Annotated in this window: 30 protein-coding genes and 1 pseudogene; 10 read left to right on the forward strand and 21 right to left on the reverse strand. The window is 58.1% G+C overall.

Features of this window, described 5'->3' with window-relative positions:
• Nucleotides 1-177: 177 nt before the first annotated feature.
• From BS300_RS05330 to BS300_RS05390, 12 genes are all read right to left on the reverse strand, one after another.
• On the reverse strand, nucleotides 178-2445 hold the full coding sequence (locus BS300_RS05330; RefSeq protein ID WP_071911257.1) for a replication endonuclease: 2268 nt from the start codon (nucleotides 2443-2445) through the stop codon (nucleotides 178-180).
• Nucleotides 2442-2699, reverse strand: a complete 258-nt coding sequence (locus tag BS300_RS05335; RefSeq protein WP_071911259.1) for a hypothetical protein — start codon at nucleotides 2697-2699, stop codon at nucleotides 2442-2444. The genes BS300_RS05330 and BS300_RS05335 overlap by 4 nt, the downstream gene beginning before the upstream one ends.
• On the reverse strand, nucleotides 2696-3007 hold the full coding sequence (locus BS300_RS05340; RefSeq protein ID WP_071911261.1) for a hypothetical protein: 312 nt from the start codon (nucleotides 3005-3007) through the stop codon (nucleotides 2696-2698). The genes BS300_RS05335 and BS300_RS05340 overlap by 4 nt, the downstream gene beginning before the upstream one ends.
• Nucleotides 2985-3185, reverse strand: coding sequence for a hypothetical protein (locus tag BS300_RS05345; RefSeq protein WP_071911263.1), 201 nt, complete (start codon nucleotides 3183-3185; stop codon nucleotides 2985-2987). Before BS300_RS05345 ends, BS300_RS05340 begins: the two co-directional genes overlap by 23 nt.
• Complete coding sequence (locus tag BS300_RS05350; RefSeq protein ID WP_019445397.1) at nucleotides 3182-3388, reverse strand: hypothetical protein; 207 nt, start codon at nucleotides 3386-3388, stop codon at nucleotides 3182-3184. Before BS300_RS05350 ends, BS300_RS05345 begins: the two co-directional genes overlap by 4 nt.
• A gap of 193 nt (nucleotides 3389-3581) precedes the next feature.
• On the reverse strand, nucleotides 3582-3842 hold the full coding sequence (locus BS300_RS05360) for a helix-turn-helix transcriptional regulator (protein ID WP_071911267.1): 261 nt from the start codon (nucleotides 3840-3842) through the stop codon (nucleotides 3582-3584).
• Between the two features lie 2 nt (nucleotides 3843-3844).
• Nucleotides 3845-4033, reverse strand: a complete 189-nt coding sequence (locus BS300_RS05365; protein WP_058056131.1) for a hypothetical protein — start codon at nucleotides 4031-4033, stop codon at nucleotides 3845-3847.
• Between the two features lie 65 nt (nucleotides 4034-4098).
• The gene (locus tag BS300_RS05370; protein WP_071911269.1) at nucleotides 4099-4551 is read right to left on the reverse strand and encodes a hypothetical protein; all 453 of its coding nucleotides are present in this window, start codon (nucleotides 4549-4551) and stop codon (nucleotides 4099-4101) included.
• A 49-nt stretch (nucleotides 4552-4600) separates the two neighbouring features.
• Entirely contained in the window at nucleotides 4601-4825 is a 225-nt protein-coding gene (locus tag BS300_RS05375; protein WP_005351998.1) for an ogr/Delta-like zinc finger family protein, read from the reverse strand.
• Nucleotides 4826-4833: 8 nt separating this feature from the next.
• Nucleotides 4834-5343: a phage regulatory CII family protein gene (locus tag BS300_RS05380; protein ID WP_071911271.1), complete on the reverse strand. Its 510-nt coding sequence runs from the start codon at nucleotides 5341-5343 to the stop codon at nucleotides 4834-4836.
• Nucleotides 5336-5605 (reverse strand): regulator, encoded by a 270-nt coding sequence (locus BS300_RS05385; protein ID WP_071911273.1) that lies wholly within the window; start codon nucleotides 5603-5605, stop codon nucleotides 5336-5338. The genes BS300_RS05380 and BS300_RS05385 overlap by 8 nt, the downstream gene beginning before the upstream one ends.
• A 25-nt stretch (nucleotides 5606-5630) precedes the next feature.
• Entirely contained in the window at nucleotides 5631-5819 is a 189-nt protein-coding gene (locus tag BS300_RS05390) for a Cro/CI family transcriptional regulator (RefSeq protein ID WP_071911275.1), read from the reverse strand.
• Between the two features lie 100 nt (nucleotides 5820-5919).
• On the opposite strand from BS300_RS05390, the gene BS300_RS05395 reads away from it, so the two are divergent.
• The 5 genes from BS300_RS05395 to BS300_RS20895 all read left to right on the forward strand — a co-directional run bounded on the left by BS300_RS05395 (nucleotide 5920) and on the right by BS300_RS20895 (nucleotide 10847).
• Nucleotides 5920-6615 carry a S24 family peptidase gene (locus tag BS300_RS05395; RefSeq protein ID WP_071911277.1) on the forward strand — a complete coding sequence of 232 codons (696 nt, stop codon included), beginning with the start codon at nucleotides 5920-5922 and terminating at the stop codon, nucleotides 6613-6615.
• A 101-nt stretch (nucleotides 6616-6716) separates the two neighbouring features.
• Nucleotides 6717-7604 carry a BRCT domain-containing protein gene (locus BS300_RS05400; protein WP_071911279.1) on the forward strand — a complete coding sequence of 296 codons (888 nt, stop codon included), beginning with the start codon at nucleotides 6717-6719 and terminating at the stop codon, nucleotides 7602-7604.
• Between the two features lie 24 nt (nucleotides 7605-7628).
• On the forward strand, nucleotides 7629-8327 hold the full coding sequence (locus tag BS300_RS05405) for a hypothetical protein (RefSeq protein WP_071911281.1): 699 nt from the start codon (nucleotides 7629-7631) through the stop codon (nucleotides 8325-8327).
• A 392-nt stretch (nucleotides 8328-8719) separates the two neighbouring features.
• Nucleotides 8720-9775: a site-specific integrase gene (locus BS300_RS05410; protein WP_071911282.1), complete on the forward strand. Its 1056-nt coding sequence runs from the start codon at nucleotides 8720-8722 to the stop codon at nucleotides 9773-9775.
• A gap of 172 nt (nucleotides 9776-9947) precedes the next feature.
• Nucleotides 9948-10847, forward strand: a complete 900-nt coding sequence (locus BS300_RS20895; protein WP_083593388.1) for a hypothetical protein — start codon at nucleotides 9948-9950, stop codon at nucleotides 10845-10847.
• A gap of 147 nt (nucleotides 10848-10994) precedes the next feature.
• Here BS300_RS20895 and BS300_RS05420 read toward each other — a convergent pair whose 3' ends face one another.
• From BS300_RS05420 to BS300_RS05435, 4 genes are all read right to left on the reverse strand, one after another.
• Complete coding sequence (locus BS300_RS05420) at nucleotides 10995-11300, reverse strand: hypothetical protein (protein ID WP_071911284.1); 306 nt, start codon at nucleotides 11298-11300, stop codon at nucleotides 10995-10997.
• A gap of 93 nt (nucleotides 11301-11393) precedes the next feature.
• The gene (locus BS300_RS05425) at nucleotides 11394-12926 is read right to left on the reverse strand and encodes a tripartite tricarboxylate transporter permease (protein WP_043849443.1); all 1533 of its coding nucleotides are present in this window, start codon (nucleotides 12924-12926) and stop codon (nucleotides 11394-11396) included.
• A 9-nt stretch (nucleotides 12927-12935) separates the two neighbouring features.
• Nucleotides 12936-13367: a tripartite tricarboxylate transporter TctB family protein gene (locus BS300_RS05430; protein WP_041208499.1), complete on the reverse strand. Its 432-nt coding sequence runs from the start codon at nucleotides 13365-13367 to the stop codon at nucleotides 12936-12938.
• An 11-nt stretch (nucleotides 13368-13378) separates the two neighbouring features.
• Nucleotides 13379-14365, reverse strand: coding sequence for a tripartite tricarboxylate transporter substrate binding protein (locus tag BS300_RS05435; protein ID WP_071911286.1), 987 nt, complete (start codon nucleotides 14363-14365; stop codon nucleotides 13379-13381).
• A 221-nt stretch (nucleotides 14366-14586) separates the two neighbouring features.
• Here BS300_RS05435 and tctD point away from each other — a divergent pair, with 221 nt between their 5' ends.
• Nucleotides 14587-15261: a transcriptional regulator TctD gene (gene tctD / locus BS300_RS05440; protein WP_071911288.1), complete on the forward strand. Its 675-nt coding sequence runs from the start codon at nucleotides 14587-14589 to the stop codon at nucleotides 15259-15261.
• A 46-nt stretch (nucleotides 15262-15307) separates the two neighbouring features.
• Nucleotides 15308-16657 carry a sensor histidine kinase gene (locus BS300_RS05445; protein WP_275654995.1) on the forward strand — a complete coding sequence of 450 codons (1350 nt, stop codon included), beginning with the start codon at nucleotides 15308-15310 and terminating at the stop codon, nucleotides 16655-16657.
• Between the two features lie 71 nt (nucleotides 16658-16728).
• On the opposite strand, the gene BS300_RS05450 is transcribed toward BS300_RS05445, so the two are convergent.
• Nucleotides 16729-16977, reverse strand: coding sequence for a GlsB/YeaQ/YmgE family stress response membrane protein (locus BS300_RS05450; RefSeq protein ID WP_042031142.1), 249 nt, complete (start codon nucleotides 16975-16977; stop codon nucleotides 16729-16731).
• A 358-nt stretch (nucleotides 16978-17335) separates the two neighbouring features.
• Between BS300_RS05450 and BS300_RS05455 the strand changes: the two genes are divergently transcribed.
• The gene (locus BS300_RS05455) at nucleotides 17336-19414 is read left to right on the forward strand and encodes a methyl-accepting chemotaxis protein (protein WP_143241703.1); all 2079 of its coding nucleotides are present in this window, start codon (nucleotides 17336-17338) and stop codon (nucleotides 19412-19414) included.
• A 117-nt stretch (nucleotides 19415-19531) separates the two neighbouring features.
• Here the strand turns inward: BS300_RS05455 and lpxH are convergent, their stop codons facing one another.
• The 3 genes and pseudogenes from lpxH to BS300_RS05470 all read right to left on the reverse strand — a co-directional run bounded on the left by lpxH (nucleotide 19532) and on the right by BS300_RS05470 (nucleotide 21464).
• Nucleotides 19532-20266 (reverse strand): UDP-2,3-diacylglucosamine diphosphatase, encoded by a 735-nt coding sequence (gene lpxH / locus BS300_RS21355; protein WP_071911372.1) that lies wholly within the window; start codon nucleotides 20264-20266, stop codon nucleotides 19532-19534.
• A pseudogene (locus BS300_RS21360) lies at nucleotides 20258-20977 on the reverse strand (DUF4269 domain-containing protein); the annotation flags it as partial. The pseudogene BS300_RS21360 and the gene lpxH, both read right to left, overlap by 9 nt.
• Nucleotides 20967-21464, reverse strand: a complete 498-nt coding sequence (locus BS300_RS05470; protein WP_033115878.1) for a peptidylprolyl isomerase — start codon at nucleotides 21462-21464, stop codon at nucleotides 20967-20969. The pseudogene BS300_RS21360 and the gene BS300_RS05470, both read right to left, overlap by 11 nt.
• A gap of 212 nt (nucleotides 21465-21676) precedes the next feature.
• Here BS300_RS05470 and cysS point away from each other — a divergent pair, with 212 nt between their 5' ends.
• A complete protein-coding gene (gene cysS / locus BS300_RS05475) occupies nucleotides 21677-23053 on the forward strand; it encodes a cysteine--tRNA ligase (protein ID WP_071911292.1) in 1377 nt (458 codons plus the stop codon).
• A gap of 118 nt (nucleotides 23054-23171) precedes the next feature.
• Complete coding sequence (locus tag BS300_RS05480; protein WP_071911294.1) at nucleotides 23172-23813, forward strand: hypothetical protein; 642 nt, start codon at nucleotides 23172-23174, stop codon at nucleotides 23811-23813.
• 71 nt (nucleotides 23814-23884) lie between these two features.
• Here the strand turns inward: BS300_RS05480 and BS300_RS21015 are convergent, their stop codons facing one another.
• Nucleotides 23885-24211: a hypothetical protein gene (locus tag BS300_RS21015; RefSeq protein ID WP_071911296.1), complete on the reverse strand. Its 327-nt coding sequence runs from the start codon at nucleotides 24209-24211 to the stop codon at nucleotides 23885-23887.
• Between the last annotated feature and the right edge of the window lie 86 nt (nucleotides 24212-24297).

Here is a 24297-nt window from a genome sequence, read left to right on the forward strand (position 1 = left end):
CGGCCAACAGGGCTGCCATCTGTTGAGTACACCGGCACGGTAGGGTGGTTGGCTCTGGTATGAAACGGGTTTGGCACCTCGTCGGTGATGGCCGGCAGGGCCAGCGCTGTTCGAGAATGCAGGTCACCCGATTATCCAGGCGGCGGTACTCTTTGCGGCTGACAGTATGTTTGTTGTTCATACCCACTCCTCGCTGTCGTCGTTCTGTTCTTGCAGCCACTCCGGGATGTCCAGCTTCTCCAGTTCTGCCCACATGTGTGACTGATAGGGCTGCGGCAGCATCTCGATCCAGCGGTGTGTCCCAGTATGGCCTTGTGCCTCATAGACCTTGCCGCATAGCTCAATCAGCATCGGCCAGTCCTCATCCCCCTCTGGTACCGCGTATTCATCAGGCAGGTCCTGTTCGGCAGGCTGTAGCCCCTCCGGCTGCCAATCTGGTTCGCTTGGTAACGATCGGCACGACTGCAGCTGGCCGTTCTCCTGCCAAAGGGTGAAACCGTCCGAGCTGACACAGGCTCCAGCCCGCAATCGGTCGATAGAGAAGGGTGATAAACCCCATTGTTCCCTCATGATCTGGTCTGAGAAGGCATCAGGATCTGGTCGCGTACAGTTATTGTCAGAGCTCCAAGGTGCCGGGCTGTCGCCCGTCTTAACCCCAACCCCCCTCGCTGCAATCTCGTCTGTTCTATTGGCAACATAGGTACCTGCAGGCATCACTTCCCACCCTTGCAGGCGGGTCTTGATGCCAAGGCGAGCGGAGGTAATGCCCATCAGTCGCTTGATGTCTTCTCCGTAGCTGTTGGCCTGCTCCTCGATAAGGTGGGCCAACTTGATCGGGTGTTCGGCACGGGTCGCCAGTGCGCCGCCCATGGCTTGCAGGTAACAGCGAAAGATGCCGTTATCAGCGGCAAAGCGGGCTGCCTCAAAGCGCGGGTCTTGCAACACAGGCTTGGGCGGTCCCACAAGATCGCCATTCTTCTTGGCGTTGCTGATACGGCGCAGCTCGCGCCATACCCCGACCGGGGCACCGCCGATCTGCTGGAAGGTACGGATCCCCCACCAACTGGCCCACGCGCAAGCATGTTGGGCGCCCACGTCTGCCGGGGTACCCGATTCGTCATCCCCATCAACGTGTTCGCCATCTATGTTCTTGGCGATATAGGCGGCGAGATAACCGGTAGCATCGCCCTTGTCAGGGTCAACGATTTTCCAGTCAAAGCGGGGGGTTATGTCGGTAAAGGAGGCCGCCTCTGGCGTGGAGCGAACCAGCTCGCTCTTGTCGTCGGTCAGTGCGTAGTGCTGCAAGGTGCCGATCACTTTGTTGCGATCGCTCGGGCGCATAAATAGCAGCATGTGCCAGTGCGGGGTTCCGTCATGGTGCGGTTCGCAGACCCGAAAGCCGTAAACAGGTAAATCATTTCGCTTGAGTGAGGCGCGGGTCAGGCTCCACAGCTTGGCCAGATAGGAACAGGTTTCGCGCGGTGTTGCGCCCTGGTACTTGTCGTTCTCGATGGTCTTGCCGTTACGGCCGGTCTTCCAGGCATGGAAGCTGCTCGGGGCCGTCCAGGTAAAGAACACCCCCACATGACCCTGTTCCTCGGCGTAGTCCTCAAAGCCGCGCATCCTGGTCATCATCTCTTTGCGGCGGTTGATCGGGTTGGAAACGCTGGCCTCCCAGCAATCCTTCATCGACACGACCAGGCCATAACGCTCGTTCACCACTTCCGACTCGCCCAGCCAGCGCATCATGGCCCGCTTGCGTTCGCGCACCACCTTCATGGTGGCGTTCGATACATAAGCCGACACGCCCTTGCGCACTTTGCCGAGCAGGATATTGATGTGCTCTTGTAGCCTGTCCCAGCAGCGGTTGACGCGTTTCTCCCACCACTTGGCAGAGAGCAGGCGCACCATCACGCTCAGGATCCAGTTATCCCGCACCTCGTCGGATTTGAACTTTGGCAGCTCGCCGATAAACCCCCACTGGTCTGCAGGCTGGCGCATCAGCTCCCAGGTCTGCAGCAGATCCGGCTCGGCGCCCTCTTTGATGCCCTGCTCGATGTGCTTGTAAATGGCTGCGGTCTGGTTGGCGAACTGGTGGGCAATCTGTTTGCGGCCGGTGTCATCGCGCATCTGTTTCGGATCGACCGGGATAGCCTGGAGCTGCATCCGCACCCACTTGGTTCGCTCCCTCAACCAGATGTTGGCAGAGCGGCAATGACTAAAGCTGCCTTCTTTGCGGCGGCGGATGTATTGCTTGAACAGGTTCTTGGTCAACTCGGGGGAGAGCCCATCGAGCAACTGCATGGCCCAGATCAGATCGTACTGGCCGCGGTCACCAGCAAAAGCGGCGTCAAAGTTGACGCCGAGCAGAGAGTTGCAAAGGGTATCGATGCGCTGCCGCAGCGTTCTTTTCGACAGCGGCAGGCGTTTGGTCTTGCTGGTCATGCAGAGAGATAACCGGATAGCTGTTTAATGTGGGATTGGCAGCCGCGAACGCTCATTTGGGCGTGCTCTTTCAATCGGCGAGCGGCCGCACACTGGCGCAGCAACTGCCTGATACTGGCGTGGGGGCGGGCAGGTAGTCGGCGCGCATGGGCCAGCTCCCGCTGATAAAGGCGCAGCCGAGCCGCGTCTTCCCGGTAGGTGGCTTGCCAGCGATCTTGCAGGAGCGTGAGCTCCCATTGCAGTCCATGGCTCATTTGATGATCTCCCCCTGTCCATGCAGTGGTGCGCACTCGGCCCACCACTCGGCAATTTCCCGGGCCAGCGCCAACTCCACATTGGCAACGGCCAACCAGTAGACGGTGCGCATTGCGCCGAGCGCCAGCAGCTCGGCCACCGGATCCCGGTTGCCTCTGGCATCGCTGCCCGCAGCGATAAACTCGGCACGGGCGGCAAACCAGTGGGTGGTCAGCTGGCTGACCGGTGTGGTGGGCTGTATATGAGCAGGGCCGGCTTCGCTCTGCTCTTGTTGGGCGTCCAGCTCAAACAGTTCGAAGTTGCTCATCGTATGCCTCATCTATTGCCTGAAAGTCCGGCTCATCGATGGCGATATGGCCCGCCTCGATGCGGATCGAGATACCGAGTTCACCACCACAGCAGAGCGGGGCTGTCGGCAGCAGTTTCGATTCGTTCTGGGCCAGCCACTCTTTCAGGCTGGCCAGGGTGAACAGCGTGGTGCTCATGCCTCGTCCCCCATCACCAAATCGTCATCGAGCAGATCCGCAGGCTTGCTGGTCACCACCAGTTGCACCTGGATGTATTCATCCCCCGAGTAGAGTGCGCCCAAGGCGATGCGGTTATCCTCGGCGCGTGCGGCAAACATCTCGGCCAGTAGACCCTCGATCACCTTGGGCGCCTGGCTGGCAATCTTGATGGCGTCACTCATGGGCGGGCCCTCCGGTTGAGGTGGTGAAACAACTGGTGCCAGCGCAATGACTGTTGCGCCTGGACTAACAGGGATTTGCCCTCTGACCCCCGATAGGTAAAAGAGGCAGGGCGAGCTTTGGCGGTCAGCCGTTGCTGGAGGAGCGGCAACTCTGCCAGCGCCTCTTGCTCTGATACGGGATGGAATAGCTTGTTCATGCCTGCACCTCTGGCGTAGCGATGCCGGTCAGCAGCCAGTCGATGTGCCGTTTCAGCTCCGGGTGGTTGGCAATCAGCAGGAACAAACCGCCGCCAATCTCGCGGTATCCCAGCTCGTAGTTCTTGAGCGTGGTGGGTGGAATACCCAGCAGGTCGGCAAACTTCGGGCGGCTCAGCTTCAACTGCTCCCGCAACTGGCGCAGGCGCTTGGCGGCATGGTGGTTGAGCAGATTGATTTGGGTCGGTTGTGCGGTCATGGTCAGGCTCCTTGTTGAGGTGTGCAGGGGTTGATGCGGCTGAACAGAGAAGCCCAAGCCAGTGCGGTGGAACGCTCGAGCAGCGCCACACCGTCGGGGTGTTGGCTCAGACGGGCGCCATATCGGCCCGTCAGCTTGCGTTGCTGGATGCGAAGGTTGCGCAGTGCGCAGGGGATCGCTAAAGTTGCCATGTCGACTTCCTCATACGTTGTTGATAAAGGCCCGCTTGGAGTTGCACCTCCGTTAAGCGGGCTTTTTAGTGCCCGATGGATCTCGGGCCTGCTTGGCCAATCTGGCCAGCGACATGCACTGCATGATCCAGTTGCTGGCGCTTGGCCTGTTCTCTCTTCTTCCGCTCGGCCAGTTCTGCTGGCATCACCTTCACCGACGGGTGCCACACCTTGGGGTCGCACCCGCTGTGAAACAGCGACTGATAATCCAGCGCAATCACCGCAAGGCGGATCGCCTCACGCTGCTGATAGGGCAGGGCTGAGAGGGTCGCCATCATCAGCGAATCCCACGGCTGGCGGGCGATGGTGCAAATGGCGACGCGCTTGGTCTTGGGCGCATTAAGCCAATCACCGTCGAGGTTTGAACCCGCCCGATTGAGGTGCTCCCGCAACAGCGCAATGCCTGCGGTATTCATCAGCACCTGCTCCTCGGCGGTCAGACCGGCGATGTTGCGGGGTTCGTGTTGGGTGTGTTGCATGTTGGTTTCTCCTTCACCTGGGCGCAGAATCTGGCGGCCAGTGAGGGGATCACTGGGCCACCTCTTTCACCCTGCGCGGGACAATGGGCAGCACAATGGCCGGATTGGGCATGGCACTGGGGCTGATGGTTGCAATGATTTCGAACCCCGCCTTGAAGGTGTGGCCGCAATCCACATTGCTGCATTGATAAGTGGCGATGCCGCAAAGCGGGCTCATCCGAATGGATGTGCGAGTGCTGGCGCGGGCACCACAGTGGGGGCAAATCAGTCTCATGGCTTCTCCTAAGCCCCGGCCGCCATGCGCGCCATATCCAGCGCACAAGACAGAGAGGGAATGGCTTGGTATTTGTGCTCGATCTCGGTGATCAGCAGGGCGAGGTTGCCCATGGCCGCTGTCGCCGCACCGACCAGAGCATTGCGCTGCCCTTTGGTGACGCGGCCGCTCTCCACCACTGTCAGCGCCTGCGCGCCGAGTCCTGCCACCTTGGCCGTGGTGTCAATCACCTGATGGGCCAGGCTCGGTCTCTTCTCCGATTCGGGGATGGCAATGGCAGTCAGGCCACAGCAGAACAGGGCGCCATCGAAGAGGGTTTCATCACCCTCACTTGCCTGGGTGATGGCAATCAGCTCGACTACGGTCAGCTCGTGGGGCTGGTCGGGGTTTAACTTGTTGCGCAGGGTCTGCGGGTTAATGCCTGCCTGGTTGGCGAGTTCGGCCACGTTGTGGTTCGCCGCAAAGCGCTGGCAGGCACTGACCCAGTGCGGATGTTTGCTGCAAGTTTGTTCAAACATGGTCTTCATCCCGCTGCTTGCGCGACACTCTTGGTGTGCGCACAGGTTTCGAGATGGGTTCCAGACCCGGCTGATTCATGGCCTGCTGGGTGTAGAGCACTAGGTTGATCAGCACTTTTTCAGCACGGCCCTGCTTGGGCATGATGGGAATGCGCCCGGCTCGCACGTAGTTCTCCACCGTGCGCTGGGTCAGGCCGGTACGCTCGGAGAAGCTCTCGACCGTGCAAACCGGGGTGTCTATGTGGATAGGGGCTATGATCATGGATGGTTGCCTCCTGCGAGTTCAGTTACGCGCGATCTTGCGCGGTGTTGTGCTGATCGGCTTTCAACTTGCCACCGGTCAACACCTCTATTTGGTAGGCTCGGCCTTTGGGGATGGTGTCTCCCCAGCGAGATACAGCCGGCTCTGAGATGTTTAAAGATCTGGCTAACTCTGCTGCGCTTCCGAAGTAGCTGATTGCGTCCTCTTTTTTCATAACCTTCCTTTTCGACCTTAAGTTAGGATGAACGTGAGGCTAACTTAACTTCGGTAAAGGATCAACCTTTTGTTCGGATTGCCGAGGTTAAGCTAGAGCGATGACAATTAGTGATCGCATTTTCAGTAGACGAACGGCTCTTAATCTGTCGAAGACGGCGCTTGCCAAAGCCATTGGTGTGAGTGACGTTTCTGTCGGAAAGTGGGAGTCCGGTTTGAACCAGCCGAAAGGCCGCTATCTCAATGACTTAGCGGCAGCGCTGGGGGTTACCGTTGACTGGCTTTTGGGTGGTGGAAGTGATGGCTCGGAGTTGCTTACAAGTGAGCCGATCCCTGGATATCACAACGTCGAACCGGCAGTGATGCTGCCGGGCAAGCGGATCCCGATTCTGAGTTATGTCCAAGCGGGCAACTGGCGGGAGATGTGCGAGCAGGCCACAACCTTCGATGGCAACGTTGAGTTCGTATCTGCAAGCGGCGAGATCGGCCCGTTTGGCTTCGGCCTTTGGTTGCGTGGCGATTCTATGTTGCCGCAGTTCAAAGAGGGAGATTTGATCATCGTTGACCCCGACGAAGCGCCGCAACCCGGGGATTACGTCGTGGCCAAGAACGGTAGTAACGAGGCTACTTTCAAAAAGTACCGGCCCCGCGGCATCGATGAGAACGGGCAAGAGGTGTTTGAACTGGTCCCCCTCAACGATGATTACCCCACCATGCACTCCGATCGGCAGCACATCCAGATCATCGGCGTGATGGTAGAACACAGAATATTTAGAAAAAGACAAGCAGGGCGCTAATGCGCCCTGTTTTTGCATCCATTGCCAGCTTATAGCCAAACCAAGATGACAAGAACATTGGTCGACATGCTTGGGCTGACAAGACGTTTTAGGGAGAAAACATGTCGGAGTTTAATGATGTGCCAATGTCATTTGGTTACAAGCGCAATAAGCAAAAAGCCCTGATCAGCCTCCACGGTATTTTGAGCGGAATCACAGCGGATCAGCGTCTCAATGATACTGAAATTCTCTTCATGGCTACTTGGTTGAAATCGGATTCCGAGTTCAAAAGGGATGGCGATTTCCTCGATATTCAAGACCTCATCCATGACGTTCTCGAAGACGGTGTTATCACTGCAGATGAAAAAGAAGACTTGCTGAACCTACTCAACGATGTATTGCAGTACAACGAAATTGAGCATGACAACATGGATGCGTTGGTTAACATGCTGCTTGGTTTCCTACAGGGTATTAGTGCTGATAGCAACATTGTTGAGCAAGAAGTACTCGCCCTCAGTTCACTGTTGCTTAAACATCGTGACCTCTTGGCCTCATGGCCTGGTAGTCTGCTGTTCAACCGCCTAAACGATATTCTGGCCGATGGCATGATCACTGAAGAAGAACGAGAAGACCTGTTGGAGCTTGTAAAACAGATCTCTGGCCAGCGCTTCACTGAATCAGGTCTAGCTGCAGGAATGGCGACCGAGTTTTTTGCAGATGGAGATGTTAAAAGTCTCCAAGGTAAAACAGTCTGCTTCACCGGAAAGTTCCTCTCCGATACCCGTCACAATCTTGAGCAGCAAGCAAAGATGCTTGGCGCTTCCCCAGTGAAGGGGGTTACTACGCATCTTAATGTACTGATCGTCGGAAGTCTCGCCAGCCGTGATTGGATGTTCACCAGCCATGGACGCAAGATTGAAGCCGCCATCAAGGCAAATGAAAAAGGATGTGATATTCAAATCATTAATGAAGAAGACTGGTTACGTATTAGGGGATCGCTAGTAGATTAATATTTATATTATTGAGAGGATAGTATGTTATTTGATGGAAAATTCATTGAGCATGTTTTAGATAATCCATATGTGGGCATTCCTGAAGCTTGTAGGAAAATTGAAATTCATCTTGAAATAATAAATAACCCTGAAAGTTGGACTGAGGAAGAACATGAGGTCTTATGGGAGGGGGCATCATTTATTAACTTGGTGATGCAAGAGAAAGGGCATGATGATGAAGGGCTTACTTTCCCTGAAGCTACATCTAGCATTAACGAGAATTGTGTAAAGCTAAAATCTTACCTCGGTGAGGTACAAAGTAAATATAACCAGTACTTACTGAAAGATAAAATAAGTGAATACACCCAGCGTTATAGTGATGTTTTTAAGAAAGTATTCGCATATGAGTTCTCTCAAGGTGACTTGGAAAGAGTGCAGCTGTTAATAAATGAGTTGAGAGCACATATATCTGAAAGTAACAGCCTAGAGCAAAAGCATCGTCAGCGCCTTTTAAAAAGGCTAGAGCATTTACAATCAGAGCTGCATAAACGGATATCTGACCTTGATCGTTTCTGGGGACTGGTTGGAGATGCTGGGGTTGTGCTTGGTAAGCTAGGTACTGATGCAAAACCAATAGTAGATAGAATTAAAGAAATTGCTGAAATAGCATGGAAAACTCAGGCTAGGGCGGAAGAACTACCAAGTAGTTCTTCGAATCCAATGCTTGGTAAGTCTGAGTAGTATTAGATGTTTTTATATTGACACTATATTTTATGTCAGTTGATAAATGAGATGGTATCGGTTAATAACTGATACCTCTCAAATGTTTTATAAATTAATTATTGCTATCTTCTCTATTACTCGCACTATCCCCAGTTGGGTGGGAGTCTGAGTTTCTAGGGGATGTACTAGTGGCCAACAATAATTGGGCTGGTATCAGGGGAAATGTCCTCATTTTCATGCCTATGTCTTCTGCAGCGTTGCCGAGCAGCGGCTGGACTGGACAGATCAGTCGAATTGAATGCAGAGTTTGGCCTATGTTCATTCCTTCATGTTTATTGCAGCTTCGATCAAACCCTGCTAACAGTTGCTTATGTGCTGTATAAAATCACAGTTATCTGTGAGAGGGAACTATGGCAGTAAGAAAACAAACATCGGGAAAGTGGCTGGTCGAGATCTATCCGAAAGGTCGGCCAAGCAAGGAAAACCCCAACTCCCCCCGGATCCGCAAGCAGTTCGCCACGAAGGGTGAAGCACTGGCGTTCGAGCGTTTTGTGCTGGATCCGGACAAGGGCAAACCTTGGCTGGAAGGGCAGGGGGAGCCAACCGATGGTCGGCGTCTTTCCGATCTGGTGGAACTCTGGTTCGGTCGCCATGGCCAGAGTCTGCGCGATGGTGAGGCTCGTAAATCCAAGCTGCTGACGGTGTGCCACGCTCTCGGTGACCCGCTGGCGGTTAACTTCACCGCTCGCGATTTTGCCGCCTACCGTGAAGCTCGACTCTCGGGCGATATCACCGATCGACGCGCCATCAATCAAGAGAAACAGGGCGTCACTCCCAACACGGTTAACCGCGAACATGCCTACTTGCGTGCAGTGTTCAACGAACTGAAAAGGCTAGGGGAGTGGCAGGGGGAAAACCCCCTCGATGGACTGCGAGCCTACAAGGTGGCCGAGGCCGAACTTGCCTTCCTGTACCCTGACGAACTCAAGCGCCTGCTGGCTGCCTGCGCCGAGAGTCCAAACCCCGATCTGCTGCTGGTCGTGAAACTCTGCTTGGCCACCGGCGCACGCTGGTCTGAGGTGGAAGAGCTGACCCAGTCTCAGGTATCCCCCAACCGCATCACCTTCACTCGTACCAAGAGTAAGAAGAGTCGCAGCGTGCCCATCAGCCCCGAGCTCTATGCCCAGTTGCCCAGAAAGCGTGGCCGCCTGTTCAGTGACTGCTATCGTGCTTTCGAGATGGTGGTCGAACGGGCAGGGTTGGAACTGCCACCCGGGCAAAATACCCACGTTCTGCGCCATACCTTCGCCAGCCACTTCATGATGAACGGCGGCAACATCTTGGTGCTGCAGAAGATCCTCGGTCACTCCACCATCGCTATGACCATGCGGTATGCACACTTTGCCCCTGATCACTTGGAAGATGCTGTAAGGTTGAACCCATTGGCTATGCTCAGCTCAAAATGATGTCGCCTCTTAAATAAGTTCTTTTATATCAGCACCTTGTTTCACCCTGTATTACAGGGTGTTGACTTCCCTGTGTTACAGGGTAATCTGTCTCCCTGTAATACAGGGTATTGGTGCTCTGTGTGAAACAGGCTTGGGCCTGCTTCTTGCCCAATGTGATAGGAGATGATTTATGACGATGATGACTGACGAGCAGCTTCAGCTTTTGGGGGCTACTTTCGGGGCTTATTCAATTGTTACTGAACGGGAAGCTAATGGTGACCGTAGTGTGACTTTGGACTCGGATGAGAGATTTGTTTTGTCGCAAAAACTTGCACTGACAAGTATCAAACGGCGTGGTGGAGCGATAGATGATGGCTTGTCTGACCGCCATTGGTTTTCTGTCCTTAATCCTCAGAATTTGATGGAGTCGTTTGTACTTGATATACCAATAGTGTATCCAAAAAGTGCTGGAAATGAGTTGCGTTTGTATATGCAAACGACCAGAGGGTATGCGGGAAATACAGGAGATTATTTCATTATTTTCAGTAGGCCACGTGACCAATACCCAACCGTGGGTTTTATCTCGCCTGCATTTTGGGCTCAATTTTGGGACGGTCTAAACCAAGCATCGCAAGTATCGGGATTGATGTCGGTTCTTGCTGCACAAGATAATGAGGATCTTTCATATCAGCAAAATATCATGTCTTCACAAGCTGGAGTCCCTGTTGAGCAGGTTCGTACTGTTTATACGCGAGACCCGCTAATAGCGAAAGCTGCTATCGAGCAGAGTAACTTCACTTGTGAAGTAGAACCACTACATCAAACGTTTCTCTCTCCTGTAACGGGACGAAATTTCATGGAGGCCCATCACCTGATACCGATGTCAGAGCAAACAGCTTTCCAATTTAGCCTGGATCAACTAGGTAACATTGTTTCGTTGTGTCCGTGCTGTCACAGAGCTATTCACTTGGGAGACTCAAGTGTAAGGAGACAGTTGTTGTCGATTCTCTTCAATAAGAGAGAGAACGTTCTTCAACAAATGGGCGTTAACTTTGAGAGGTTGTGTGAATTGTATGGGGTAGGTAGCTGATCACTTTGGTGGTGTTTGGAAGTTGAGGGGCCTATAGTTGTTCGCTGTAGGTCCTCCAACCATAGCCTTCGGAAATCGACAGTCGGATTGCGTTAGAGTGGCGACAAAGTGGCGACAAAATTTTAAATGGGTGGTCATTTTTGGCTGTTATTGGTTAACTAACTCTTTGATTTTTATGTAAGTACTTGTTTTCTCATGGGGCTGAATCAGATTTAAAATCCCTCGACGTTCGCGTCGTGCCGGTTCGATTCCGGCCTCGGGTACCATTAAAATCAATGACTTACAAAGGCCGCTAAAAATAGCGGCCTTTTTGTTTTGTCCGAATGTCGCCAATGTGTCCACTGCACTTTTCGGTTCGGCTGCTCTATTTTTGCGATCAGCAATCTGCACATCCTTTTGCGTGGCATCGTCCAGCCTGTTGACGGGCTTTATCTGACAGCTTTCTTTGGTCATGACCTCTGGCACAACTTTGTGCTGTTCGATGAAATAAGAAGGGCCCCACCATGTGGGGCCCTTCTTGCTTGTGTGTGCAGAACACCCCGGTTGTCAGGAGCTTTGCTCTGCGCTGGTATCTGTGGCGGCCACGACTGGGTTGCGGCGGCGCAGCAGGCGTACCAGCGGGGGTAGGGCGATCACCACGATGGCTAGCACCAACAGAGTCTGGCTGATGCTGCTGCTCCACAGGATGGCGGTGTCGCCATTGCTGATGGAGAGGGCGCGGCGCAGGTTCTGCTCCAGCATTTCACCCAGCACGAAGCCCAGAATGAGCGGTGACATGGGGAAGTGCATTTTGCGCAGCAGGTAGCCAAAGACCCCGAGGCCCACCATCAGCAGCAGATCGAAGGTGGTGCTGTGCACCGCATAGACTCCCACCGCCGAGACGCTGGCGATGGCGGGCACCAGAAACCAGAGCGGGATGGAGAGCATACGGGTGAAAATACCCACCATGGGGATGTTCATCACCAGCAGCATGACGTTGGCCAGCAAGAGGGCGGCGATCAATCCCCACACCACATCGGGTTGTTCGGTGAACATGGTGGGGCCCGGGGTGATGTTGTAGAGGGTCAGCGCCCCCATCATCACCGCCGTGGTGCCCGACCCCGGCACCCCCAGGGTCAGCATGGGGATAAAGGAGCCACAGGCGGAGGCATTGTTGGCCGCCTCTGGCGCCGCCACGCCGCGAATGTCACCTTCGCCGAATTTGGCATTCGGGCCGGCCAGCCGCTTCTCGCTCATATAGGTGATGGCGCTGGCGATGGTGGCGCCAGCCCCTGGCAGAATGCCGACGAAGAAGCCGATGGTGGAGGAGCGCAGCATGGTGCCGGTGCAATAGACCAGCTCCTTGAAGTTGAACAGCATCCGCCCGGTGGTGCGCACCAGCTTGCCGCCGCCGCTGGTGTGCTCCAGCATCAGCAGGATCTCGCTCACCGAGAAGAGGCCGATCACCACCACGATAAACTGCACCCCGTCCGAGAGGTGCACGCTGTCGAAGGTGAAGCGATAGATGCCGGTATTGGCATCCACCCCGACGGTGGCGAGCCCGAGCCCGATCAGCGCCGCCATAAAGGACTTGAGCGGGTTCTGGCTCATCATGCTGCCAAGGCAAGCAATGGCGAACACCATCAGGGCGAAATACTCAGCCGGGCCGAAGGCGAGCGACCAGCGCGCCAGCGCCGGGGCGAACAGAATGATCCCCCCGATGGCGAGCATGGAGCCGACAAAGGAGCTGACCGCCGAGATGGAGAGGGCCACTCCTGCCTTGCCCTGCTGGGCCATGGGGTAGCCATCCAGCGCGGTCATGATGGCGGCGGCATCTCCCGGTACGTTGAGCAGGATCGAGGAGATCCGCCCGCCATATTCGCAACCGATATAGACGGTGGCGAGCAGAATGAGCGCCGATTCGGGGGGCAGTTTCAGGGCAAAGGCCAGCGGCAACAGGATGGCGACGCCGTTGATGGGGCCAAGGCCCGGCAGCAGGCCGACCACGGTGCCGACAAAGCAGCCGATCAGGGCAATCACCAGATTCTCCGGTGTGAGTGCCACCGCAAAGCCCTGGGAGAGGTACATCCAGGTATCCATATTGACTCCTTAAGAGAACCAGACGCCGAGGGGCAGGGTGACATCCAGCAGCCTGTCAAAGGCGAAATAGAGCACCAGCCCGCCGACGATGCCGGAGAGCAGGGCGGCTTTGGCCGAGGCGCCAAACAGGCGCCCCAGCACAAAGGTGAGCAGGGCGGTAGCCAGCGGAAAGCCCAGCCACTCGAAGCTGGCGCCGTAACCGGCCAGCGCAGCCACCATGATGGCGAGGTGGCGCAGGGTACGCAGCGGCGGCCAGCTGACGGTGTCCGGCTGGCGGCGCAGCAGCAACAGGGCACAGAGAGCCATCAGGCCGAGGATCCCGAGCGGAAAGGGGCGTGGCCCCAGCGGCTCATAGCTGTATTCGCTCTGGTACTGCCAGGCGAGGGAGGCCCCCGCCAGACAGAGCAGCAGCCAGATGGCGGCAAAGATGCGATCGCTCATGGCTGCGACTCCTATTTGGCCAGACCGAAGGCCTTGGCCTGCTCGCGATATTGCGCCACCTGGGTCTTGACGTAGCTGTCGAGCGCATCTCCGGTCAGGTCAAACTCGAACAGGCCGCGCAGATCCCGCTGCGCCTTGAAGGTATCGGTCTTCACCAGCTGATCGAAGGTCTCTTTCCACCACTGGTATTCGCTGTCACTCACCTTGGGGCCGACATAGAAGCCGCGGATCACCGGCCACTCCAGGTCATAACCCTGCTCCCTCGCGGTAGGAATGGTGGCCAGCTTGCCGGGCAGCCGCTCTTTGGCGAACACCGCCAGCACCCGCAGCTTGTCGCCACCGATATAGGGCACCATCTCGCTCAGATCGCCAGAGACCGCCTGCACATGGTTGCCCAGCAGTGCAGTGACCGGCTCGCCGCCCCCTTCAAAGGCGACGTAGCGCATCTTGTGCGGATCAACGCCCGCCTGCTTGGCCAGCAGCGCCGTCTTCATCCAGTCCTGACTGCCGATGGAGGCTCCCGCCCCGATGACCACACTGTTGGGGTCGTTTGCCATGGCGTTCACCAGATCCTTGAGGCTCTGATAGGGGGCATCGTGGCGCACCGCGATCATGCCGTAATCGGTTCCTACCGCCGCCAGCCAGCGCACATCATCCACCCCGTAACGGCCAAATTTCCCCTGGGAGAGGTTGAGCAGGGAGCCGCCGGAGAAGGCGACCACAGTCCCCGCCTCGGCAGGGCGCTGCGCCACGATGGCGTTGTAGGCCACGGCACCGACCCCGCCCGGCATATAGGTGACCCGCATCGGTTTGTCGATGGTGCCGGTCTCCTGCAGGCTCACCTGCAGCAGCTTGCAGGTAAGATCGAAACCACCGCCCGGTTTGGCCGGTGCGATACATTCGGTACGGCTCGGGGCGGTGGCACTCTCGGCCGCCTGCAGCGGCAGGGCGCCGAGCAGGGTCAGCAGGGCGAGGGCATGATGTGTGCGTTGCTTCATGGTTGTGTGCTCCATCTTGTCGTTGTTTTTTCTCGGTGTGACTCCGTCGATGGACGAAGTGATGCGAAATTGTTAAAACAACAACCTTTCATTCACCTTTCAATCGCTGACCAATTGGCGGGAGTGTGACCGTGATCGCACCTTGTTCCGCTCAGGCAGAGTGAATGGATGCAGTTGCAGCACTGTGGTTGCACGCCGTCGTTAAGAACAAGGGGATAGGGATGCGCTTGCTGTTGGCAGAAGACAATCACGAACTGGCCCACTGGCTGTCGAGGGCACTCACCAGCGCCGGTTTCGCGGTGGATTGGGTGGCTGATGGCGCCCGGGCCGATCATCTGCTGCGCCACGAAAAATACGCGCTGGCGGTGCTCGATATCGAGATGCCCAAGCTCGACGGGCTGGCGGTTCTCGGCCGATTGCGCAGCCGAGGGCAGGGGTTGCCGGTGCTGCTTCTCACCGCCCGCGGCGCGGTGGAGGAGCGGATCTGCGGCCTCAATGCCGGTGCCGATGACTATCTGGCCAAGCCATTCGATCTGGGGGAGCTGGATGCCCGGCTGCGGGCCCTGCTGCGGCGCAGCGAAAGTGGCGGCGCCGAGCTGCGACTGGGACGCCTGACCCTGCACCCCGACGGCTATTTTCTGCTGGCCAATGCCCGCTTGGCCCTGACTCCGCGCGAGCAGGCGCTGCTGACCGCGCTGATGTACCGCCACGGGCGCCCCGTCGCCAAAGGGCAGCTGTTCGAGCAGGTGTTCAATCTCGATGACGAGGCGGGGCTCGACAGCATTGATCTCTATATCCACCGGCTGCGCAAAAAGCTGGTGGGCAGCGGGGTGGTGATCACCACTTTGCGCGGGCTGGGCTATCTGTTGGAAGCGGCGCCGGAGGCCTCCCATTAGTCGCTCCCTGCTCCATCAACTGCTGCTGTTTCTGGGTGGCCCCCTGCTGAGCCTCTGGGCTGCCTCGGCCTGGTACAGTTACTACGGCGCGCTGGCGGCGGCCACCTCGGCCTATGATCGCACCCTGCTCGCTTCGGCCCGCACCGTCGCCGAGCGGCTGACGGCAAGCGATGGCATCCTCAAGGTGGATGTGCCCTATGTGGTGCTCGACAGCTTCGAGCGCAACATGCGCGATCGCCTCTTCTATCAGGTGCGCGGCATCGACGATGGGGTCATCTCCGGCTTTGATGACCTGCCCCCCATGCCGGTTGGCACGCCCCTGACCGACCGCTATCCGGCGCTCGCCTACTTCTACGACGGGCTCTATCAGGAGGTGCCAATCCGCGCCGTGATACTGCTGCAACCGGTAGGCGAGGGGGGCGTCAACGGCATGGCCCGCATCACGGTGGCAGAAACCCTGCTCGGCCGCCAGCAACTGGCACAGCAGCTGCTCTGGTCGGCCCTGCTGACCCAGGGGGCGCTGGTGGTGCTTACCCTGCTACTTGCCTATCTGTTGCTCAAGCGGCTGCTCACCCCGATGCGCCGTTTGTCGCGGGAGATCCTGCGCCGCGATGCCGCCACGCTTGCCCCCTTGCCGGATCTGCTCCCCTGGCAGGAGACCCGGCCGCTGGTGCAGGCGTTCAACCGCCAGCTGGCCCGATTGCGTCAGCTGGTGGCCCGGCAGGAACGTTTCAGCGCCGATGCCGCCCATCAGCTGCGCACCCCGCTTACCATCCTGAAAACCCAGGTTGAGGTAGCGCGCGGCAGTGGCGATCCCGCCCTGATGAGCGAAAGTCTCGATGCCATGGCCGTGCGGCTCGATCACACCATCGCCCTGACCGAGCGGCTCCTGCTGCTGGCCCGGCTCAAATCGGATGAGTGCTCCGGGCTGCGCCTGCGGGAGCCCATTGAGTTGACGACGCTGGTGCAGCAGGCCTGTCTGTCACGGCTGGCGCAGGCGCGCAGCAAGGGGATCGATCTTGGTTACGAGGGGGAGGAGTCCGCCATCATGGTGGCAGGGGAGCCGCTGCTGCTCGGGGAGCTGTGTGCCAACCTGCTCGACAACGCCATCAAATACACCCCGTCCCACGGCACTGTGACGGCGCGGGTGGTTCGAAGCAAAGGGCAGATCTGGCTGGAGGTGGAGGATAGCGGCCCCGGCATTGCCCCCGAGCTGGCAGAGCGGGTCTGGCAGCCGTTCCAGCGCCTCGAGCAGGGCAGCGAACAGCCGGGAGCTGGGCTTGGTCTGGCGCTGGTGCGCGACATCGCCCACTACCATCACGGCGAGGTGGTGCTGCTGCCCGCCACTCAGCTGGGTGGCTTGCTGGTCAGGCTGATCTTGCCGCTGGCAAAATAGTGAAGGTGATACAAAAAGAGAGGGCACCGTGTGGTGCCCTGTTTATCTACACATAAGATGGCGTTGGGTTGTCAGCTGCGGATCTTGTTGAAGACAAACAGGACGATAAGGGCACCCACGGTGGCGATGGCGATGCTCGAAATATTGAAGCCGGTCACCGAGCCCAGACCCAGCAAGGTGCCCACATAGCCGCCGACCATGGCACCGACAATCCCCAGCAGGGCGGTCATGAAGAAGCCACCACCGTCGCGGCCCGGCATGATCCACTTGGCCAGCATGCCAACCAGCAATCCCAAAATAATCCAGGTGATGAAACCCATGAGTTACTCCTCTCTGTTTATGTGAGGGGCACATTATAGGGATGCGGCTGGCGATGCGAAGGGCTCCAACCCCTTGGCTGGTCACAAGCTGTCGGACTTGTTATGACGCAGGAGGTATGTCACTGAGCTTGCTCTCAATTGGCAAAGCACTGACGCCGCTTTTGCAAATTGCATTGCATTATGGTGAACCCGGGAGTGACCGCCGGGGCTTAATTAGCGTTTTGACAATAAATAACCGAAACAAGCCCGACAAATGGCTGGCATGGTGTTTGCTCGTTGGAAAACAGCAGCTTGGCACTCTGCTACGGGGGCCATGCTGACAAGACTTCTTCCATTTGCCACCACATGAGGTGACGCCATGGCCATTGCACAAGGACTCTTGCACAACAACACCTTCGAGCTGAAAGAGGCTGCTATCGCCTCGCACAAACCGGTGAGAGGGAGCTCCGTCAAGTGGATGATGATCAAGGGCGGCATACTGGTGGCGGTGCCGCTGCTGGTGGCCTCTGTGGTCTCCATCTGGAGTAGTCAAACCCAGCTGCGAGCCCAGGAGAAGGTTGACCTCCTGGAGCGTGCTCAATCGACCTTCCAGGCAACCCGATTTGATCTGGTGCAGATCCAGCAGTTTCTGACCGATGCCTCGGTGACCGGCGATACCGAAGAGGGGATCGCCGAGGCGTCTACCTACCGTGATGATGCGTTGAAAAATCTCGATACATTGGCTCGTACCCTGCCGGATCTCACCGACGAGATCCTGCCAATGCAGGACGTGGTCAGGCAGCTGCAGGAGAGAGGGATCGTCATGGTCAACGCCTATGTCCAGAAGGGGCGGGAGGCCGGCAACGCCATCATGACCAGCCCGGACGGGTTTGATGCCATGGTCGAGAATGGCGCCGGGAAGCTCGAGCGCATCTCCCATGAGCTTGACGGTCGTATAGCCAGCGCCATCGCCAGTCGGGACGAGGCCAAGGCCCTGTCACTCTGGATAAGCCTCGGGGCCGGGCTGGTCTCCCTGCTCTTTGTGGCAATGGCCTATCTGATCCAGTACCGCCATCTGATGCGCACTCTGGGGGGCGAGCCGGACTATGCCGCCCGGGTCGCTGCCGAGATCGCAGCCGGCAACCTGACCGTCAGGATCGAGACCCGCTTTGGTGGCAACAGCGTGCTGGGCACCATGCGCATGATGGCCGAGCAGCTTAGCGGTCATATGCGCCAGATTGACCTGCGTACCCGCCAGCTGGCCCAATCCTCCTATCAGATCTCCGATATCTCCAGAACCATCACGGATGCGGCCCAGACCGAGCAGCACCACTCCGGTGAGGTGAGCCGTGCCAGCAACGATCTCTCCTGTGCGGCCGAGGCGGTATCGGGTCTGGCCGCTCAGGTCGGGCAGCAGGCCGAACTGGCCTACCAGAGTGCCAACAACAGCACCCGGGTGATGAGCGAGAACATCGAGGAGATGCGCCGCGCCGTGACCGAAGCGCAGCAGGCCGAGCAGAAGACTCGCCAGCTGAGCGAGGCAAGCCAGAAGATCCAGGTGATCACCCAGTCCATCACTGCCATCACCGAGCAGACCAACCTGCTGGCCCTCAACGCCGCTATCGAAGCGGCCCGTGCCGGTGAACATGGTCGCGGTTTTGCGGTGGTGGCTGACGAGGTGCGCAAGCTGGCCAACCATGCCGGACAGGCGACCAAAGAGATCAACGGAATTGTCACCACCCTGAGCCAGCTTATCGGCGAGAACGAAACCACGGTGAAGAGCGTGATTGCCCGCACCCACCTCACCATGGACAAGGCCCACGAGGCGAGCCAGTCCATCAATGGCTTGATGGGCGAGATTGAGCGCAGCGTCGGGGCCGCCGACCAGATCCGCACCACCAGCGACGAGCAGATGCACAAGCTCGCCTCTCTCAATACCCATCTGCACGATCTGCTGCACGCCCTCTCCGAGAATACCGAGAAGGTGCAGACCACCGGGATCATCAGCCGCACCCTGTACGAAGAGTCGAGCCAGCTGCGCGATATCATGGAGCAGTTCCGCTTCGAGGCGGCCAGCAGTGTCGATCGCGCCGAACACGAGCTGCGCGGCGCCCCCCGCATGTATCAGCACATGATGGTGAAGGTCGAGGCTGGCGGCGGCTTCCACGAATCGATCACCGAGGACTTCAGCGTGACCGGTCTGCGCCTGCGTACCGTACAGTCCCTCGAATTGCCCAAAAAGGCGCAAGTCGAGCTCAAGATCTACACCCCCAAACCCTCCATCGACCTCTATCGCAACCAGACACCGCTGGCCGTGACCGCCAGAGTGATGTGGTCGAAACAGGAGGCGGAGGGCGAGGTCTACGGGCTGGAGTTCATCAACGTGACACCGGCCATTCGCAGCAATCTGGAGGCCTGCTTCAAGCACTATGCGCTGGAGCCCAACTTCAGCCGCTAACACCGCCTCGGCGTGCAGCGCTTCGGGGGGCACCGGTAGAGCTGCCGCAACAAAACAACAAGGGGCGCGTCACTGCTGACGCGCCCCTCTCTTTACGGATGCATTGTGAACCTGCTGTCAGCGTGCGGCTGCCAGCGGCCTTGTCTCCAGCTGCTGCTCGCCGGGGAGGCAGACCAGCACCGAGCCCTGCTCGAACCAGTCACCCAGTACGATGCGCCGGGCAGGCGCGCCATCGAGCTGGAAGTGGTGGATGGCGGGTCTGTGGGTGTGGCCGTGGATCATCACCTTGCAGCCGTGCTGGCGCAGCATCTCGTCAACCGCAGCTGGCGTCACATCCATGATGCGCTGGCTCTTGTGGGCGTTCTCCATCTGGCTTTGGCCGCGCATCTTGCGGGCGATGGCCTGACGGCGGGCGAGCGGCAGGCGCAGGAACAGCCAGCGCAGCCACTTGAGCTGGGTGATGCGACGAAACTTCTGATACCCCTCATCCAGGGTGCAGAGCAGATCGCCGTGGCTCAGCACCACCCGCTCGCCATAGAGTTCGATCACGCACGGATCCCCCAGCAGGGTGATGCCGGCGCGCTTGGCAAACTCTTGGCCCAGCAGAAAGTCGCGGTTGCCGTGGATAAAGTAGATGGGCACGTTCTGCTGGCTCAGGGCCAGAAAAGCGTCGGCCATCTCCTGATGGAGCGGGTTGGGGTCATCATCGCCAATCCAGAACTCGAAGAGATCGCCGAGCACATAGAGGGCATCGGCGCCCACCGCCTCCTTGGCCAGAAAGTGCACCAGCGCGGCGGTCATATCGGGCCGATCGCTGCACAGGTGAATGTCGCTGATAAAGAGGGTGCGCATGGCTGAGCCGTTGCTGCTGGTCGCATCCGATTCGGGAGCCGCGATAGCGGCGGGCCACACCAGATGGGCCAAATCCTGCCCCTCCAGCGTCAGCAGCGCTTCATAAGGATCGCCCGCCAGCCCCAGCAACCGGCACATGGCCGCTTCCCCTTTCAGTCCCTCTTCAAGGCGCAGGCGCAGCACTTCGCGGTAGAAGTCATCGCCAAAGCGCTCGAGCAGGGCTGCCATCAGGGTGAGGTGGCGCCAGCCATTAAGCGTCTCGATGGGGGCGGTGGTGACATAAAGCTCCAGCGGCCAGTTGGCCTCGCTCTTGTCGCTATCGCTATCGGCAATGTGCTGCTCGAGGCGGGGAAAGGTGCGCTCCAGCAGCCAGACATTGTCGTCTTTGGCGCTCGCCTGCCAACCTTGAGCTTCGAGCGTCGCGGCAAACGCCGCGGGATCTGGATGCTGGCAGAGGATATCGAGATCGCTGCCCGGCCGATCAAGGCCGATGACCAGCGTGCTCACCAGCGCCATGTCGGCGCACTGCGCTGCCAGCTCATCCCACACACCCGCTGTGAGCAGGGCATGGGCCGAGCGCTGGCGCGGGTTGCCGTGGGCCAGATAGTCGAGGCGGCGCCAGTTTGGGCAGGCAGTGGGGGAGGCAGATGGAAAAACTGCGGCCGGGGCCGCAGTTTTGTCAGTGCCGAGTCGGCAGAGATCAGTCAGCAAGGGTCACCTTGGTGATCACCACGTCTTCGGTCGGAACGTCCTGATGGATGCGGCCGTAGTTGCCGGTCTTGACGCCCTTGATCTTGTTGACCACGTCCATGCCGGCGGTCACTTCACCGAATACGCAGTAGCCGAAGCCCTGAGTGGTGGCGGATTTGAAGTCGAGGAAGTCGTTGTTGTTCACGTTGATGAAGAACTGGGCGCTGGCAGAGTGCGGCTCCATGGTGCGAGCCATGGCGATGGTGCCGATCTTGTTGGAGAGGCCGTTGGCCGCTTCGTTCTTGATGGGGGCGCGGGTGTCTTTCTCTTCAAAGCCCGGGGCATAGCCGCCGCCCTGGATCATGAAGCCGTCGATAACGCGGTGGAAGATGGTGTTGTCGTAGTGACCGTCACGGCAGTATTGCAGGAAGTTGGCCACGGTTTCCGGGGCTTTTTCAGCATTCAGGGTGAGGGTGATGTCGCCGTGATTGGTGTGCAGAGTGACCATGATATGTCCTTTCATTTGATGCGGACGACGAAGTGCCCGCAGGTGTATGGCATAAAGTGGTGGCAATTCTAGCCCATCAGGGGCTGGCGGCATAGTCTCTCTGGCGCCGTAACCGTGCTGGCAGGCGGGATTGGCCACGTTTTCTGCCTCGTTTTCTGCCCCTGAACGGGGTATCATGACCAACCATTTTACTCACAGGCAGTGGTTAGAAGATGCTGAAGATATACAACACACTCACTCGTCAAAAAGAAGAATTCAAACCTATCCACCCGGGCAAGGTGGGCATGTATGTGTGTGGTGTCACCATCTACGATCACTGTCATATCGGCCACGGCCGCACCTTCGTCGCCTTTGATGTGGTGGCTCGCTACCTGCGTTACGCCGGTTACGACCTCACCTACGTGCGCAACATCACCGACGTGGATGACAAGATCATCAAGCGTGCCGCCGAGACCCAAGTGACCTGCGACGAGCTGACCGAGCGGCTGATCGGCGACATGCACGCCGACTTCGACGCCCTCGGCATGGTGCGCCCGGATATCGAACCGCGCGCCACCCAGCATATCGAAGAGATCATCGAGCTGGTGCAATCCCTGCTGGAAAAAGAGCACGCCTACGTGGCGGATAACGGCGATGTGATGTTTATCGTCGAATCCTACGCCGACTACGGCAAGCTCTCCGGTCAGGATCTGGAGCAGCTGCAAGCCGGTGCCCGCGTCGACGTGGTCGATGCCAAGCGCAACCCGCTCGACTTCGTGCTGTGGAAGATGTCCAAGCCGGGTGAACCGACCTGGGAAAGCCCCTGGGGCCCGGGCCGTCCTGGCTGGCACATCGAGTGCTCCGCCATGAACTCCAAGCACCTTGGCAACCACTTCGACATCCACGGCGGTGGCTCCGATCTGCAGTTCCCGCACCACGAGAACGAGATCGCCCAGTCCTGCTGCGCCCACGGTGGCGACTACGTCAATACCTGGATGCACAGCGGCATGGTGATGGTGGATAAAGAGAAGATGTCCAAATCCCTTGGCAACTTCTTCACCATCCGCGACGTCCTGGCCCACTACGACGCCGAAACCGTCCGTTACTTCCTGATGTCTGGCCACTACCGCAGCCAGCTCAACTACTCGGAAGATAACCTGAAGCAAGCCCGCGCCGCGCTGGAGCGGATGTACACCGCCCTGCGCGATCTGCCGGTTGCCGTTGCTGCCGGTGGTGACGAGCAGGTGGCTCGCTTCAAAGAGGCGATGGACGATGACTTCAACACCCCGGAAGCCTACTCCGCCCTGTTCGATCTGGTGCGCGAGATCAACCGCCAGAAGGGTGAAGACATGGCCGTTGCCGCCGCGCTGGGCGCCCGTCTGCGCGAGCTGGGCGCCGTGCTCGGCATCCTGCAGCAAGACCCCGAGGCTTTCTTGAAGGGTGACGAAGCGGACGAAGAGGTTGCCGAGATCGAGCGCCTGATCGCCGAGCGCAATCAGGCCCGTGCCGACAAGAACTGGGCCGCTGCCGATGCCGCCCGCAACCGTCTCACCGAGATGGGCATCGTGCTGGAAGACAGTGCCGGCAAGACCAGCTGGCGCCGTGCCTAAGGCCCGCCGGTTGACGATCTGACGCAGAGCGCAGCCCTTGGGCTGCGCTCTTTTTTTCAGGGCCCGGCGCTTGGTTCAAGGCAGGGCCCATGCAAGCGAACATAAGGAAGATGGCACCATGAAGATATCCAGCTGGCCCGTGCTGGCACTGGCCCTCTCTGCGGCGGCCCTGATCGCCCCGGCCCATGCGGGCACCACCACCAGTGGCAAACTCGATCCGGCCGCCAGTGCCCGCGCCAAGGCCAAGGTGGCCCAGTTTCTCGACTGGGAGCGCCAAGTCAAACCGAGCGGCCTCTATCAGAGCGATCTCGGCGGCGCGCTGCCCACTATCGTCTCCCCCGAGCTGCTCTGCCTGCTCAATGCCGCCTCCAGGGCGCGCGAAATAGCCACCCGCGAGGCCCCCGACGAGAAGCCCCCCTTTGTCGAGGGCAACCCCTTCCTGCCCAACGCCTGGGATAACCTGCTGGGCTCGGAGATCCTCTCCTCGCGCGCCATCGCCGGCAGCCGGGATCGCAGCGAGGTCAAGGTGCGCTTCACCTTTGGCGAGCCGGGCACCCCGCTCGACGCCCCCAGCGGCACTTACCGTTTTGTCAGCACCTATCTGGTACTTGACGGGCAGCAAGGCGCCCGCATCACCGATATCGACGCCGGCGGCAGCTGTGATTTCTGCCAATCCGGCAGCCTGCGCGCCGCTCTCTATGAGACGCTCACCGCCTATCCCGCCACAGGGGGAGAGCAGTGCAAGGGGTTGGGGAAATAGGGTTTTGGCTTGAGAGAAAAAGTGTTTGGGGAATAGAAATAAAAACCGCAGCTCAAGGCTGCGGTTTTTATTTAGATAGGGGATGAATGTGGTTTTCTTTGTTGATTCCAAAAATATATCAACGTTATAGAAAATATCGTCCCAATAGGAATGCTAAACAGATTTAGTACTATATAAATCCAAAAAATGATTGCCATTCCAAAAGATTGTTGAATCAAGCCAAGATAGGCGCAGTAGTGAAATGCGATAACTAATGCTGCACCAATCAATGATATGGTAATGCCATTTACGCTAAAGCTATCAGAGAAAATGTATCCAAGAGCAGCGGAAACAACCAATCCACATAATGCGGAAATGATAAATAGTATTTTTGCTATCAAGCCTTGTTTTTTTGTCATAAATCCTCGATGTATTTCCTGATCTATATTCTATAAGCTTGTGGTGTTTTTATATTTTTGAGGGTGATAAATGTGATATCTCGCAG

The organism is Aeromonas sp. SCS5 (genome assembly GCF_001887375.1).
Taxonomy (GTDB): domain Bacteria; phylum Pseudomonadota; class Gammaproteobacteria; order Enterobacterales; family Aeromonadaceae; genus Aeromonas; species Aeromonas jandaei.